Raw genomic sequence first — 13,557 nt, forward strand, 5'->3', positions numbered from 1 at the left:
CGCATGCACGCGCGCTTCGCCCCGGTCCGGGACTGCTTCCACGACCTGTTCGCCACCGGCCGCGAGACCGGCGCGTCGCTTTCGGTGTGGCACGACGGCGTACCGGTGATCGATCTGGTGGGCGGCACCACCGCCGCGGTTCCACCCGGCACTGTCGTACCGGCCGCCGGGGCGGACCGGCCGTGGCTGCCGGGCACGCTCGTCGACGTCTACTCGGTCGGCAAGCCGGTGGTCGCGCTCTGCCTGCTTCTGCTCGTCGACCGGGGCCGGGTCGACCTGGACGCGCCGGTCTCGGCGTACTGGCCGGGGTTCCGCGCGTCGGCCACCGTACGGCAGGTGCTCGCCCACACCGCCGGGCTGCCCGCCTTCCCGGTGCCCCGGCCCGCCGCCGCCGTCGCCGACTGGGATCTGCTCTGCGCCGACCTGGCCGCGGCCGAGCCCGAGTGGACGCCGGGCGCCGTCGCGGGCGAGCACGCCTGGACGTACGGGCACCTGGTGGGCGAGTTGGTCCGCCGGGTGAACGGGCGGCCGGTGGGTCACTTCCTGGCCGAGGAGATCGCCGGACCGTGGCGCCTGGACCTGGCCTTCGGGCTGGGTGAGGCCGACCGGCGGCGGTGCGCCGACGTGTCGTACGCCGATCCGGCCTGGCCGGACGCGATGCGCGGCGAGCCGGGCTCGTTGCGGGCGCGGGCGCTGGACAACCCGCCGGGCGGGCGCGACGTCGCGATGGTGAACAGTGACCTGTGGCGCGCCGCCGAGATCCCGGCGGTGAACCTGCACGCCACCGCCGCCGGGCTCGCCCGGCTGTACGCGGGCCTGCTCGCCGGCGGCACCCTGGACGGGGTGCGGCTGTTCAGCCCGGAGCTGGTCGCGGAGGCGACGCGGGTGCAGTACTCCGGCCCGGACCTGCTGCTGGACCGGCCGGTGGACTGGACGCTCGGCATGCAGTGGGAGCCGGACGGCAGTTGGGGCATGGGCGGGATCGGCGGCAGCAGCGCCTGGGCGGACCCGGAGCGCGGCTACACCTTCGCGTACGCGACCGCGCGGCTGGCCGACCACGACCGGGTGGAGGAGCTGGTGGGGGCGCTGCACTCCTGCCTCTGACCTCCCGTCACGTTCCGTGATCCGAGGCGTCGTCACGCAGCGCATTCGCACGGCCGAGCAGCGGCGTCTTCCCTTTTCCGACTTTGCTCTGCAGCCATTGGCGCAGCACTGCGCTGAGCAGGGACTTCCTCGCAGGTCCGAAAACCGCGCAAGGCCGCGACGGTCACTTTCCGCAACCGATGCGGATATGGCTGCAGAGCAAAGGGGACGAGAGGCGGAAGGCCGCGGCGGGTAGGAATCACTGAGCGTGACCCCGGCGGGCGGCGGGCCGCGACCGGACGGCGGGCCGCGACCGGACGGCGGGCCGCGACCAGCGGGCGGCGGGCAGCGGGCGGCGAGCAGCGAGCGGCGTCAGCGGAGCCAGACCGGGTCGGTGCCGGGCACCTCCAGCGGCGGCGGGTAGTCGAGTGTGCGGCGTACCTCGTCGGGCAGCCGCCACGGCTGGTGGACCGCCTTGCCCGCCACCGACGCCAGCTCGGGCACCCAGCGCCGCACGTACGCACCGTCGGGGTCGTAGCGCTCGGCCTGCCGCACCGGGTTGAAGCCCCGGTACGGCCGGGTGTCGTTGCCGGTGCCGGCCACCCACTGCCAGTTGCCCGAGTTGTTGACCCGGTCGCCGTCGAGCAGCCGGCGGAAGAAGACCTCCAGGCCGGGCCGCCAGTCCAGCCCGAGGTGCTTGGTCAGGTAGCCGGCGGTGATCAGCCGGGCCCGGTTGTGCATCCAGCCCTCGGCGCGCAGCTGGCGCATGCCGGCGTCCACGATCGGCATGCCGGTCCGTCCCTCGGCCCAGGCGTCGAAGGCGTGCGCGTCGTCGCGCCAGCCCTCGCGCGCGCCGCGCCGGTAGGCGACCGTGGACAGGTCGGGGAAACCGGCGACCATCTGGTGGTAGAAGTCGCGCCAGCAGAGCTGCCTGACGAACGGTCCGTCGCGGTCGCCCGCCCGGTTCGCCACGGCCAGCGGCGACACGCACCCGAAGCGCAGGTACGGGCTGAGCCGCGAGGTCTCGTCGCCGGCCATGTCGTCGTGGATGCCGTCGTACCTGTCGAGGGTGGGCAGCCAGGCGGTGAGCCGGCGCCTGGCGACGGTCTCGCCGCCGGCGGCGGCGTCCGGGCTGTCGCCCTTCGGTGGGTCGGGCAGTCGGCCCGGGTCGACGCCGTCGGGCAGCCGGACCCGCTTCGGTGCGGCCAGCTCGTCCCGCCACCGCACGCCCTGCCAGGCCCGGAAGTAGGGGCTGAAGACGCGGTAGTGGTCGCCGCCACCGGGGCGCAGCGCACCGGGCTCGACGATCGTCAGCCCGGGGAACACGCGCAGGAACATCCGGTGCCTGTCGCACTCGGCACGCAGGCGGCGTTCCCGGCGGTGCGCGTAGCGGCTCACGTCGGCGGAGAGGCCGATGCCCTCGGCGCCCACCTTCCGCGCCAGTGCGACCGTCTCGGCCACCGGGTCGCCGCGCCTGATCACCAGGTCGCCGCCGCGCTTGCGCAGCGCCTCGCGCAGGTCGGCCAGGCTCTGGTGCAGGAATCGGATGCGATTGGGTGAGAGCTTCTGCAACGCCGGGTCGAGCACGTAGAGCGGCACCACCCGGTCGAACGCGGAGCAGGCGGCGGCGAGCGCCGGGTGGTCGCGCACCCGCAGGTCGCGGGTGAACAGCACCACCGCCGTCCGGCCGGTCATCCGGCCAGGGCCGGTTCCAGTGCCGGGCCGGGCACCCGCACCGGCGTGCCCGACGGGGTGAGCAGCGCCCGCGCGGCCACCGCCATCCGGCGCCGCCGCGGCACCAGGGCACGGCGGACGAAGACGTCGTAGTCCTGCGCGGCCACCTCGTCGAGGATGCCGCCGTAGAGCGCGTACGCGGTGCGCATGCACGCCTGCGAGGCCGGGTCGAGCAGCGGGATGCCCGGCGCGGCGGCCACGTAGTGGGCCTGGGCGCGAGTCACCTCGTACTCGATCAGCTCGCGGATGCGCGGCGTGGTGCGGCCGGCTGCCTTGGCCGCGAGCAGGTCTTCGCGGGTGACGTCGAACTTGGCCATGTCCTCGTCGGGCAGATAGGTCCGGCCCCGGTCGAGGTCCTCGGCGACGTCCCGGATGAAGTTGGTGAGCTGGAACGCGAAGCCGAGCTGACGGGCGGGCTCGCGGGCGGCGACCGGGTCGGAGCTGCCCAGGATCGGCAGCATCATGGTGCCGATGACCGCGGCCGAGCCCTCCATGTAGTCGAGCAGGTCGTCGTAGGTCGGGTACGACATGACCGTCAGGTCCATCGCCATGCTGCGCAGGAACGACGCGAAGTCGCCTCGGTCCAGGTCGAACACGGCGATGGTGTGCAGCACCGCGGGAAGCAGCGGGTCGTCGACCGACGCACCGTGCAGCCCGGCGACGAATCGATCCGACCACTCGCGCAGCCGGGCCGCGCGCTCGGCGGGCGGCAGGTCCTCGGTGCGGTCGACGATCTCGTCCGCGTACCGGGTGAAGCCGTACAAGGCGTGCACATGCCGCCGTTTCCAGGCGGGGAGCAGCCGGGTGGCGAGATAGTAGGTACGGCCGTGACGCCGGTGCAGCTCGCGGCAACGGTCATAGGCAGCGGTCAGATCCGTGTCCATCGGCCCTCCTCAGTTTCGACGCAGAAATCGACGCAACTCGTAACCCTAGGGTACGCTCGCCCACATGGCCAACGACGCAGTTGCGGGTAATGCGCTCCGCGTCGCGCCGGCTCAGCCCGGGGCGACGGACGATCCGGTCCGCGGCGTACTGGCCGCGTTCACCAAAGACCTGATCAAGGGAGTCGACGAGACGCTGGCGGCGTTCCTGGCCGCGGAGGTCGACTCGCTCAGCGAGATCGACGCAGCGATGGGTGGTTTCGCCGCGACAGCACGCGACTGCGTAATGGCCGGCGGCAAACGCGTCCGCCCCACGTTCGCGTACTGGGGATGGCGAGGCGTGGTGGGCGGGGAGGAGCCGCTGTGCTCGGTGCTCCCGGCTCTGTCCGCGCTCGAACTGCTGCACACGTTCGCGCTGGTGCACGACGACGTGATGGACGCCTCCGACACCCGGCGAGGGCTGCCGACCGCGCACCGGGCCGCCGCCGCCCGGCACCGGGCCGCCGGCCACACGGGCGACCCCGACCGGTACGGCGAAGCCGTGGCCGTACTCATCGGTGATCTCTGCATGGTGTGGGCGGACCGGCTGATGGCGCATGCGGCGGTGCCGGCGGAGCGGCTGCTCGACGTGCGGCGCTGCTACGACCAGATGCGGGTCGAGACTGTCGCCGGGCAGTTCCTGGACGTGCTCGGCGAGAACGACTCGGCGAACTGGACCGTCGACCGGGCGCTGCGGGTCGCCCGGTACAAGACCGCCAGCTACACCGTCCAGCGTCCGCTGCTGTTCGGTGCCTGCCTGGCCGGCGCCGACGCGGACGACCCGCTCATCGCCGCGTACACCCGGTACGGGCTGGCCGTCGGCGAGGCGTTCCAGCTCCGCGACGACCTGCTGGGCGTGTACGGCGACCCGGAGACCACCGGCAAGCCGGCGGGGGACGACCTGCGGACCGGCAAGCCGACCGCGCTGCTCATGCTGGCCCGGCAGCTCGCCGACCCGGCGCAGCGCCGGGTTCTGGAGCGGGCCGGCTCGGTCACCTCGGCAGACGAGGTGGACCGGCTGGCCGACGTGGTCCGGGACACCGGGGCCGCGGCCCGGGTGGAGCGGATGATCTCCGACCGGGTGACCGAGGCGCTCGCCGCGCTCGGCACCGCACCGATCGACGAGACCGCGCGCACAGCGCTGACCGGCCTCGCCACCGCCGCCACGGCGCGGCGGGCATGATGAGCAACTTCGTGAGCAAGGGGGCCGGAATGCGTACCGTCAAGGGACGGACCGACCGGGTGGTCGTGGTCGGCGCCGGGCTGGGTGGGCTGGCCTGCGCGCTGCACCTGGCCGGCAGCGGCCGGCAGGTGACAGTGCTGGAACGCGAGCCGGTGCCGGGCGGGCGCGCCGGGCGGCTCAGCGTCGACGGGTACGAGTTCGACACCGGCCCGACGGTCCTCACCATGCCCGACCTGATCGCCGAGGCGCTCGGCGCGGTGGGTGAGGAGCTGACCGACTGGCTCGACCTCACGCCGCTCGACCCGGCGTACCGCGCCTACTACCCGGACGGGTCGACGCTCGACGTCATCACCGACACCACCCGGATGGCCGCCGAGATCGCCCGCGTCTGCGGCCCCCGGGAGGCGGACGGCTACCTGCGCTTCGTCGACTACGCCCGCAACCTCTGGCAGTGGGAACGGGCCGACTTCATCGAGCGCAACCTCGACGCGCCGACCGACCTGCTCACGGGCAACCTGTTGAAGCTGTTCGCCAACGGCGCCTTCCGGCGACTCCAGACGAAGATCAACCAGTTCTTCCGCGACCCGCGTACCCAGCGGATCTTCTCCTTCCAGGCCATGTACGCGGGCCTGTCGCCGCACGACGCGCTGGCGATCTACACGGTCATCGCGTACCTCGACTCGGTGGCCGGGGTGTGCTTCCCGCGCGGCGGCATCCACGCGGTCTCGCGCGGCATGGCCGGCGCGGCGGAGAAGCACGGCGTGCAGTTCCGGTACGGCACCACGGTGACCCGGGTGGAGACCGCCAACGGCCGCGCCACCGGCGTGATCACCGCGGACGGCGACTTCGTCCCCGCCGACACGGTGGTTCTCAACCCCGACCTGCCGGTCGCCTACGAGGACCTGCTCCCGCCCGGTCGGCAGCGCAAGCTCACCTACTCACCGTCCTGCGTGGTGCTGCACATCGGTTCGACGCAGGGCTATGGCAAGATCGCCCACCACAACATTCACTTCGGGCGCTCCTGGAAGGGGACGTTCGACGAGGTGATCCGCCGAGGCGAGCTGATGACCGACCCGTCGCTGCTGGTGACGAACCCGAGCCGCACCGACCCGTCGGTGGCGCCGGCCGGAAAGCACACCTACTACGTGCTCGCGCCGGTGCCGAACCTCGAACGCGCGCCGTTCGACTGGACGGGCGACCTCACCCAGCGGTACGCCGAGCAGCTCGTGACCACGCTCGAGGAGCGCGGCTACGTCGGCTTCGGCGACGGCATCGAGGTGATGGAGGCCGTCACCCCGGCCGACTGGGCCGCGCAGGGCATGGCCGCCGGTACCCCGTTCGCCGCCGCGCACAGCCTCTTCCAGACCGGGCCGTTCCGCCCGTCCAACCTGCACCGGAAGCTGGACAACGTGGTCTTCGTCGGCTCCGGCACGCAGCCGGGCGTCGGGGTGCCGATGGTGCTGATCAGCGGCAAGCTCGCCGCCGCCCGGATCACCGGGGCGATGTCGTGAGCGAGCGGGAGACCCATCTGGTCGAGCTGGTCGACGACGACGGCCGGGTGCTCGGCGAGACCACCGTGGCGACCGCCCACCAGCCACCCGGGCGGCTGCACCGCGCCTTCTCGGTGCTCCTCGTCGATCCGCAGGGGCGGGTGCTGTTGCAGCAGCGGGCCGCGGTGAAGACGCGGTTCCCGCTGCGCTGGGCGAACTCCTGCTGCGGCCACCCGCTGCCCGGCCAGTCGCCGGCCGAGGCCGCGAACCGGCGGCTCGCCGAGGAACTCGGCGTCGACCCGGTCGACCTCACCGAGGTGGGCGTCTACCTCTACTACGCCGAGGACCCGGCGACCGGACGCGTCGAGTTCGAGTACGACCACGTCCTGCGCGCCGACGTACCGGCCGACCTGGTCACGCGGCCCGACCCGGACGAGGTGGCCGACCTGCGCTGGGTCGACCCCGGCGCGGTGGTGGCCGACCTGGACGCCCACCCCCGCGAGTACGCCCCGTGGCTGGGCGGTGTGGTCAACCGGCTGCTGCACCCGACCGACGCGTCCCGGCCGGGCGTACCGGCCACCGAGGCACCGGAGCGGTCGGGTGGCCGATGAGGCGCTGAGCGCGGGGGCCGTCGCACGCCGACTGGGCGTGGCGGTCACCACGCTGCGCACCTGGCACCAGCGCTACGGTCTCGGTCCCAGCGAGCACGTACCGGGCCACCACAGGCGTTACACGCCGGCCGATCTCGCACGGCTGGAGATCATGCGTCGGCTGACCGCCGAGGGGGTCGCGCCCGCGGAGGCCGCCCGCTGGGCCCGGCAGACGCCGGCCGTGCTGCCTCCGGAGCGGCTCGGCCTCAAGGCAAGGGCCTCGACGGTACGCGACGGCGGCGGCGCCGCCATCCCGGTCGGCCGGGCCGGGCCTGCGGCGCGCGGGCTGGCCCGTGCCGCGATGCGTCTGGACTCGGTGACCATCGGCCGGACCATCGCCGACGCGCTCGCCACCGACGGGGTGGTGGCGACCTGGGAGGGGCTGCTGCGGCCGGTGCTCGCCGGCATCGGGGAGCGGCATGCCGCCACCTCCGCGCTGATCGAGGTGGAACACCTCATGTCTCGGTGCGTCTCGGTGGCGTTCGCCACGGTGGCCCGGGCCCACCCGACCACGGGGCCGCCCCGGATCCTGCTCTCCTGCGCCGACGAGGAGCAGCACTCGCTGCCGCTGGAGGCGCTCGCCGCCGCACTGGCCGAGGCCGGTGTGAGTTATCGCATGCTCGGGGCCCGGGTGCCGGTGCCCGCCCTGGTGGAGGCGGTCAACCGGACCGGTCCGGCGGCCGTGGTGCTCTGGTCGCACACCCGCGCCACAGCCGACCCGTGCCAGCTCACCGCGCTGCTGACCGTCCCGCGCCGGCCGCTGCTGGTGCTCGCGGCCGGGCCCGGCTGGCGGGCCGACTCGCTGCCGGCCGGGGTGGTCCGGCCGGTGGACCTGGCCGAGGCGTTGTCGCTGGCCGTGGCGGTACGGGACTCGCTGGACCAGTCGACGACGAGCTGAACCCCTCTCCCGTTCCGGGTCGGCGTCCACTACGGTCGGAAAGTCCGTCTGACCCCGACCCCTCCGGGAGCGACGAATGCGTCCACGCGCCCTGTCGGTGCTCGCCCTGGGCCTGGTGCTCCTCGTCACCGGCTGCGGCGAAGCCGGCAAGTCACCCGAAAAGGCCGCCGCACCGCCGTCGGCCTCGGCGTCACCCTCACCGACGCCGGTGACGAAGCCCTCACCGACCCACACCACTCCCGCGAAGCCGAAGCTGCGCCCGGTGCCGAAGAAGCTGCCGGCGGGCCTGCACCGGGCCAGCGGGAGCGGCGGCGTGGCGCTCACCTTCGACGACGGGCCGGATCCCCGCTACACCCCGCAGATCCTGGCCCAGCTCCGGGCAGCCCGCGTGAAGGCCACTTTCTGCGTCGTCGGCCAGCAGGCCAAGCGCTACCCGGAGCTGGTCGCCCGGATCGTCCGCGAAGGTCACCAGCTCTGCAACCACAGCTGGCACCACGACGTGAACCTCGGCCGGCGGTCCGCCGCCGAGATCCGGGCCGACCTGGAACGGACGAACGAGGCCATCCACGCCGCCGCGCCCAAGGCGCCGATCACCTGGTTCCGCCAGCCCGGCGGCCGCTGGACGGCCGAGGAGGTCACGATCGCCAAGCAGATGGGCCTGCGCCCGCTGCACTGGAGCGTCGACCCGCAGGACTGGGACCACCCACCGGCGAAGACGATCATCAAGCGGGTGAAGGGTGCCACCCGGCACGGCTCGGTCGTGCTGATGCACGACGCGGGCGGCGACCGGGCCCAGACGATGGCTGCCTGCCGGCACCTGATTCCGGACCTGAAGCGGAGGTTCGGCATCGCCCTACCGCGCTGACCTGCGGTTTTTCCCGGCCCGGCGGTCATGCCGATACCGGTTTGGTCGTCCGCGCAGGCATGGCATATGCTTCTCCTGCCTCCGGCGGGGCCGGATGGGAGCAAGTCCGCTTGAAGTTGCGAGTGTGCAATGATGGCGGGGCCGCCCTCATCGTCTAGCGGCCCAGGACGTCGCCCTTTCAAGGCGGTAGCACGGGTTCGAATCCCGTTGGGGGCACGGTCCGGCTCGCGCCGGATGCAACACCAGCCAGGTCCTGTGGAGCAGTTGGAGTGCTCGCCGCCCTGTCAAGGCGGAGGTCGCGGGTTCAAGTCCCGTCAGGACCGCAAGCGCTGACGCCGCGCAGCTCCATGCGCGGCGTTCTGCGTATCGGCCCGTGCGGTAGCATGTGCCGAGCAGCACGGCCAGGTAGCTCAGTTGGTACGAGCGTCCGACTGAAAATCGGAAGGTCGGCGGTTCGACCCCGCCCCTGGCCACATAGCCTTTCGCCGGGCTACAGGAACGCCGACCAGCGGAGACGCAGGTCGGCGTTCTGCTTTTCACCCCGTCAAGCCCATCTGTCCGGTCCGGTCGCGGCTGACGTGAGGTGGTCAGCCCAGGCGGGCCGCCTCCGCCCGCAGATGCTCGAGAAATTGCGTGACCGCCGGCGGCGACGTCCTGCCCCGCACGGTTGCCGCGAATACCTGCCGTACCGACTCGTCGTCGGGATGCAGGCGTAGCAGGGCGATGTCCGGCGGGGTTCCGCGTACCGCCAGGGCCGGAACCAGAGCCACCCCCAGCCCGGCGGCGACGCATCCCAGCTTGCCGGTCCACTCGGCCGCGACGATGTCGATGCGCGGCGAGAAGCCGCTGGGCAGGCTTGCGCGGAGCAGGCTGTTCTCCGCGGTGGCCGAGCCCACGACGAACGCGTCCTGGGCGAGGTCCGCCAGGCGCACCGAGCGGCGGCGTGCGAGCCGGTGGTCACGGGCGACCGCGACCAGGAGCCGCTCGTCGAGCAGATGTCGCAGTTCGAATCGTTCGCGGTCCAGCTCGCCCGTGGGCGAGGTGCTGACCACTGCCACATCCGCCTCCTCCGTGAGCAGGCGCTCCAGCAGCCGCGGCGTCACGCCCTCGACCAGCGACAGCGAGATCTCGGGGTAGGCCGAGCGGAACGACGCCATCGCCCGGGGTACGAGAGCCGCGACAGCGGTCGGGAAGGCACCTACGCGCAGCCGCCCTCGGCCGAGCCCGCGCAGGTCGTCGAGGTCACGCCGGGCCGCGGCGAGCCGGTCGAGGACCGCCTCGGCGTGCGGGAGCAGCTCTCGTCCCTCCTCGGTGAGGGCGACGCCGCGGGGCAGCCGGTCGAAGAGCCGAGCGCCGATGTCGGCCTCGAGCGCGGCGATCTGCCGGGAGACAGCCGACTGGGTGAAGCTGAGGGCGCGGGCGGCGGTCGTGATCGAGCCGTGCCGCGCGACGGTGCGGAACACCTCCAGCAGCTGAGTCTCCATGGCAGGCATGGTAATCGGGCATGGCAGGCATGCGAGACATTCGTTGGTCGCATTGCTTTCATCGGCCTAGCGTTACGACGTGAAGATCATCGCGGTCCTCGGGACAGGACACATGGGTACGTCGATCGCGCGCCGCCTCCTGGCCGGTGGCAACCGGGTCCGAGTGTGGAATCGCAGCCCGGAGCGTTCGGAGCCGCTCGCCGCGGTCGGCGCCACGGTGGCCGCGAGCCCGTCCGCCGCGGTCGACGGGGCCGACGTCGTCGTCGTCATGCTCGCCGACGCCGACGCGGTCGAGACGGCGCTGTTCGGGCCGGACGGCGCCGCCACCGCGCTCCGACCCGGGACGGTCGTGGTGCAGATGTCGACGATCGGGCCGGACGAAGTCCGAGCAGTGGCGGGCCGGCTTCCGGCGGGCGTCTCACTCCTCGACGCCCCCGTCGGCGGCAGCGTCGACGCCGCCCGGGCCGGCACGCTGGCGATCTTCGCGGGCGGCTCCGCCGATGCCGTGGAGAGGGCGGCTCCGGTGCTCGAACAACTCGGTTCGGTCCGTCACTGCGGTCCGATCGGCGTAGGCGCCGCCGTCAAACTCGTCGCGAACACGGGCCTGGTCACGGCTGTCGCCGCGCTGCACGACGCGCTCACTGTCGCCGCGGCGCTCGGTGTCGACAGGCAGACCGCCCTCGACGTGCTCGGCCGTGGGGCCCTTGCCGGCGCGGTCGGGCGGGTCACCGCGCCGGGCGCCTCGTTCGCAGTCGCGTTGGCGGCGAAGGATGCGCGGCTGGCGCTGCGCCGCCCGGTGCCGGCTCCCGTGCTCGCGGCCGCCCTCGACCTGATGCAGGCCGCGCCGGACCAGGACGCGGATCTCTCCTCCCTCGTCTCAGCCGAACACCTGAGGGGATGCTGATGCGCCTCACCCTGGACAACCCCGCATCCGTCGCGGCGCCGTTCGGCGACCGCTTCGCGCACGTCGCCCGGATCGATGTCGGCGGCGGCGCGCTGCTGATGCTCGCCGGACAGGTCGCCGTCGACGACGACGGCGAGGTGGTGGCCCCCGGAGACCCCGGCGCCCAGGCCGAACGGATCTTCGAGATCGTGGGCGGCGTGCTCGCGGCGCACGGCGCGAGCTTCGACGACGTGCTGCACATCCGCACGTTCATGACGGACCTGGCCGACCTTCCGGCGTACGCGGCCGTCCGGCGCCGCCTCTTCCCGGGGACACCACCGCCGGCGAGCACGACTGTCGAGGTCAGCAAACTCTTCCTGCCGGGCGCTGTGCTCGAGGTCGAGGTCACGGCCGTGGTCCGGTCCCGCCAGGGGCTCGACACTCGCGCGGCGTAGCTGAACCGGCGGGCAGGATCCCCACCGGCGGACACGCCGATGGGGATCCTTGCCGTATCCGGGTCAGACCGTGGCGGGCTGCGCCGCAGTGTCCGAGGCGCAGCAGGCGCTCTCGGTCACCTTCTCCAGCTGCGGCGAGTCGGCCTTGACCGTGTAGACCTCCCACGGCTCGTCGCCGGGGCCGCGTACCCAGACCTTGTCCTGGAGCGCGTAGCAGCACTCGGTGTCGTTCTCCTCCAGGGTGATCAGGCCGGACTCGGTGAGCCGGCCGGTCGCGGCGTTGACCTCCTCGGTGGTGGACACCTCGACCCCGAGGTGGTCCATCACCGTCGGCAGGCCGGGCTCACCTTCGAGGAGTACGAGCTTCAGCGGCGGGTTCTCCACCGCGAAGTTGGCGTAGCCGGGGCGACGCTTGGCCGGCTCGACGCCGAACAGCTTGCTGTAGAAGGCCACGGAGCCTTCGAGGTCGGACACGCGCAGGGCGAGCTGGACGCGGGACATGTGAACTCCCTGTCTAGATGCTTGTCGAATCAGGACCAACTTTGCCTTCTGTTTTGACGTCTGTCAACCTAGAGAACTGTCGAAACAAGCGCTGCCGCTTGCGTTGTTAGGTTTGCGATGCAAACCTATTTGGGTCACAGCGCATCGGCTGCCGGGAGGAACCATGCCGTCCGAGTCACCCCGCGAGGACAGTGCTCAGGAACTGCTCGCTTCGATGACCACACTCCGCCGACAGGCCCGGGCGGCTCGTCAGGCGTACTGGCTTCCGCTCCTGCTCTTCGGGGTGCTCATTGCGGCGGCCGCGCCGCTGTACGTCGAGTCGGTGGAGCCACCCCCGCTGCGCGCCGGGTCCGACGGCCCGGCACTGACCGGTCTCGGCGGCGGCTTCCTGGAGAAGTCGGCCGCTCTGGGCTGGTACTGGCTGGTCGCGCTCGTCGGCGGCTATCTGGCCGGCCTGGCCTGGTACCGCTGGCACGGCCGGCGAGCCGGCGTCCAGACCCCGACCCGGGCGTACGTCGTCGCCGGCATCGCGGGCACGCTCGTCGGCCTCGCCCTTCCGATCGTCCTGGAGTTCCTGCTGTTGAACACCAGCGCACCCCTGTCGAGCGGCACCAGTTGGCTGACCGGTCCGCTGCTCGGCCTCGCCAACCGGGGCATGCTGCCGCACCTCGTGATCGCCGTGGGTCTGGCGGTTCTCGCCCACCTCGAACGCAGCCGCAGCCTGTGGGTGGTAGTCGGTCTCTACACCGTCGTACTCGTCGCCGTGAACGCCTGGTTCCAGATCTCCGACCTGCAAAGCGGCGATCTGACCCGGTTCAGCTTCATGCTCGCCGCCATGCTCCCGGCACCGATCCTGCTGATCGGCGGGGGTCTGGCGCTCGCCGCCGCGAAGAAGCAGCACAATCGGTAACCGTGAGCACCGTGGACGATCCTCGCGCGAGCGGGCCATTCCCGACGAACGGCCTCGACGACACGGTCCACCAACGGCACCGGCTCGGCATCCTGACCATCGCCGCCGAAGGCGAGCGGGTGGAGGTGGCCTATCTCCGGGAGGCCCTCGAACTCACCGCGGGCAACCTGTCCCGGCACCTCACTGTGCTGGAAGAGGCACGCCTGATCGAGGTGGAGAAGGGTTACCACGGACGTCGTCCACGGACGTGGATCCGGATCACCCGGGAGGGACGCCAGGCCCTGCACTCCGAGATCGCCGCCCTCCAGGAGCTGCTCCGCCGCCACCAGCAGACCGCACCGACCTCCACCTCGGCCGGTCCGGACGACCGCCCACTTACGTGACGCTCTCCCCTGCTCGACCGCCCCGCCTCGGTGATCAAGGAGTTTGTGTCATCGAGAGCCGGTGAACCGGACACAAACTCCTTGATCAACGGAGTGCGGGTGGGGCGGGCGAGCAGGG

Annotated in this window: 14 protein-coding genes and 3 tRNA genes; 13 read left to right on the forward strand and 4 right to left on the reverse strand. The window is 72.4% G+C overall.

Annotated elements, in window-relative coordinates; all coding sequences use genetic code 11:
* Positions 1-3: 3 nt before the first annotated feature.
* Entirely contained in the window at positions 4-1,104 is a 1,101-nt protein-coding gene (locus tag F8279_RS05045) for a serine hydrolase (RefSeq protein WP_151499231.1), read from the forward strand.
* A gap of 351 nt (positions 1,105-1,455) precedes the next feature.
* Here F8279_RS05045 and F8279_RS05050 read toward each other — a convergent pair whose 3' ends face one another.
* Positions 1,456-2,778: a deoxyribodipyrimidine photo-lyase gene (locus F8279_RS05050; protein ID WP_151499232.1), complete on the reverse strand. Its 1,323-nt coding sequence runs from the start codon at positions 2,776-2,778 to the stop codon at positions 1,456-1,458.
* Positions 2,775-3,701: a phytoene/squalene synthase family protein gene (locus F8279_RS05055; protein ID WP_151499233.1), complete on the reverse strand. Its 927-nt coding sequence runs from the start codon at positions 3,699-3,701 to the stop codon at positions 2,775-2,777. The genes F8279_RS05050 and F8279_RS05055 overlap by 4 nt, the downstream gene beginning before the upstream one ends.
* A 64-nt stretch (positions 3,702-3,765) precedes the next feature.
* Between F8279_RS05055 and F8279_RS05060 the strand changes: the two genes are divergently transcribed.
* The 8 genes from F8279_RS05060 (at position 3,766) to F8279_RS05095 (ending at position 9,296) form a co-directional block, all read left to right on the forward strand.
* Positions 3,766-4,920, forward strand: coding sequence for a polyprenyl synthetase family protein (locus tag F8279_RS05060; RefSeq protein WP_151499234.1), 1,155 nt, complete (start codon positions 3,766-3,768; stop codon positions 4,918-4,920).
* A gap of 29 nt (positions 4,921-4,949) precedes the next feature.
* Complete coding sequence (gene crtI / locus F8279_RS05065; RefSeq protein ID WP_192580632.1) at positions 4,950-6,431, forward strand: phytoene desaturase family protein; 1,482 nt, start codon at positions 4,950-4,952, stop codon at positions 6,429-6,431.
* Positions 6,428-7,021 carry an isopentenyl-diphosphate Delta-isomerase gene (idi, locus tag F8279_RS05070; RefSeq protein WP_091414182.1) on the forward strand — a complete coding sequence of 198 codons (594 nt, stop codon included), beginning with the start codon at positions 6,428-6,430 and terminating at the stop codon, positions 7,019-7,021. Before crtI ends, idi begins: the two co-directional genes overlap by 4 nt.
* On the forward strand, positions 7,011-7,958 hold the full coding sequence (locus tag F8279_RS05075; protein ID WP_151499236.1) for a MerR family transcriptional regulator: 948 nt from the start codon (positions 7,011-7,013) through the stop codon (positions 7,956-7,958). The genes idi and F8279_RS05075 overlap by 11 nt, the downstream gene beginning before the upstream one ends.
* 76 nt (positions 7,959-8,034) lie before the next feature.
* Positions 8,035-8,823 (forward strand): polysaccharide deacetylase family protein, encoded by a 789-nt coding sequence (locus F8279_RS05080; RefSeq protein ID WP_151499237.1) that lies wholly within the window; start codon positions 8,035-8,037, stop codon positions 8,821-8,823.
* A gap of 143 nt (positions 8,824-8,966) precedes the next feature.
* Positions 8,967-9,039, forward strand: a tRNA-Glu gene (locus F8279_RS05085).
* Positions 9,040-9,072: 33 nt separating this feature from the next.
* Positions 9,073-9,146, forward strand: a tRNA-Asp gene (locus F8279_RS05090).
* A 76-nt stretch (positions 9,147-9,222) separates the two neighbouring features.
* Positions 9,223-9,296, forward strand: a tRNA-Phe gene (locus F8279_RS05095).
* A gap of 114 nt (positions 9,297-9,410) precedes the next feature.
* On the opposite strand, the gene F8279_RS05100 is transcribed toward F8279_RS05095, so the two are convergent.
* A complete protein-coding gene (locus tag F8279_RS05100; RefSeq protein WP_151499238.1) occupies positions 9,411-10,307 on the reverse strand; it encodes a LysR family transcriptional regulator in 897 nt (298 codons plus the stop codon).
* A gap of 79 nt (positions 10,308-10,386) precedes the next feature.
* On the opposite strand from F8279_RS05100, the gene F8279_RS05105 reads away from it, so the two are divergent.
* The gene (locus F8279_RS05105) at positions 10,387-11,211 is read left to right on the forward strand and encodes an NAD(P)-dependent oxidoreductase (protein ID WP_225853135.1); all 825 of its coding nucleotides are present in this window, start codon (positions 10,387-10,389) and stop codon (positions 11,209-11,211) included.
* Positions 11,211-11,645 carry a RidA family protein gene (locus F8279_RS05110; protein WP_192580631.1) on the forward strand — a complete coding sequence of 145 codons (435 nt, stop codon included), beginning with the start codon at positions 11,211-11,213 and terminating at the stop codon, positions 11,643-11,645. Before F8279_RS05105 ends, F8279_RS05110 begins: the two co-directional genes overlap by 1 nt.
* A gap of 63 nt (positions 11,646-11,708) precedes the next feature.
* Here the strand turns inward: F8279_RS05110 and F8279_RS05115 are convergent, their stop codons facing one another.
* Complete coding sequence (locus tag F8279_RS05115; RefSeq protein ID WP_091414169.1) at positions 11,709-12,146, reverse strand: ArsI/CadI family heavy metal resistance metalloenzyme; 438 nt, start codon at positions 12,144-12,146, stop codon at positions 11,709-11,711.
* Between the two features lie 214 nt (positions 12,147-12,360).
* Here F8279_RS05115 and F8279_RS05120 point away from each other — a divergent pair, with 214 nt between their 5' ends.
* Together F8279_RS05120 and F8279_RS05125 are read left to right on the forward strand one after the other, a co-directional pair.
* Positions 12,361-13,056, forward strand: a complete 696-nt coding sequence (locus tag F8279_RS05120; RefSeq protein ID WP_225853136.1) for a hypothetical protein — start codon at positions 12,361-12,363, stop codon at positions 13,054-13,056.
* 2 nt (positions 13,057-13,058) lie between these two features.
* Positions 13,059-13,439 carry a transcriptional regulator gene (locus F8279_RS05125; protein WP_091414165.1) on the forward strand — a complete coding sequence of 127 codons (381 nt, stop codon included), beginning with the start codon at positions 13,059-13,061 and terminating at the stop codon, positions 13,437-13,439.
* The last annotated feature ends 118 nt before the right edge of the window (positions 13,440-13,557 follow it).

The sequence above is a fragment of the Micromonospora sp. AMSO1212t genome (assembly GCF_008868145.1).
GTDB lineage: Bacteria > Actinomycetota > Actinomycetes > Mycobacteriales > Micromonosporaceae > Micromonospora > Micromonospora tulbaghiae.

Bases quoted from the DNA above. Each gene is read 5' to 3' on its own strand.
- F8279_RS05080 (WP_151499237.1), top strand. From the start codon at position 8,035: ATGCGTCCACGCGCCCTGTCGGTGCTCGCCCTGGGCCTGGTGCTCCTC.
- F8279_RS05115 (WP_091414169.1), bottom strand. From the start codon at position 12,146: ATGTCCCGCGTCCAGCTCGCCCTGCGCGTGTCCGACCTCGAAGGCTCC.
- F8279_RS05055 (WP_151499233.1), bottom strand. From the start codon at position 3,701: ATGGACACGGATCTGACCGCTGCCTATGACCGTTGCCGCGAGCTGCAC.
- crtI (WP_192580632.1), top strand. From the start codon at position 4,950: ATGCGTACCGTCAAGGGACGGACCGACCGGGTGGTCGTGGTCGGCGCC.
- F8279_RS05100 (WP_151499238.1), bottom strand. From the start codon at position 10,307: ATGGAGACTCAGCTGCTGGAGGTGTTCCGCACCGTCGCGCGGCACGGC.
- F8279_RS05060 (WP_151499234.1), top strand. From the start codon at position 3,766: ATGGCCAACGACGCAGTTGCGGGTAATGCGCTCCGCGTCGCGCCGGCT.
- F8279_RS05050 (WP_151499232.1), bottom strand. From the start codon at position 2,778: ATGACCGGCCGGACGGCGGTGGTGCTGTTCACCCGCGACCTGCGGGTG.
- F8279_RS05110 (WP_192580631.1), top strand. From the start codon at position 11,211: ATGCGCCTCACCCTGGACAACCCCGCATCCGTCGCGGCGCCGTTCGGC.
- F8279_RS05120 (WP_225853136.1), top strand. From the start codon at position 12,361: ATGACCACACTCCGCCGACAGGCCCGGGCGGCTCGTCAGGCGTACTGG.
- F8279_RS05045 (WP_151499231.1), top strand. From the start codon at position 4: ATGCACGCGCGCTTCGCCCCGGTCCGGGACTGCTTCCACGACCTGTTC.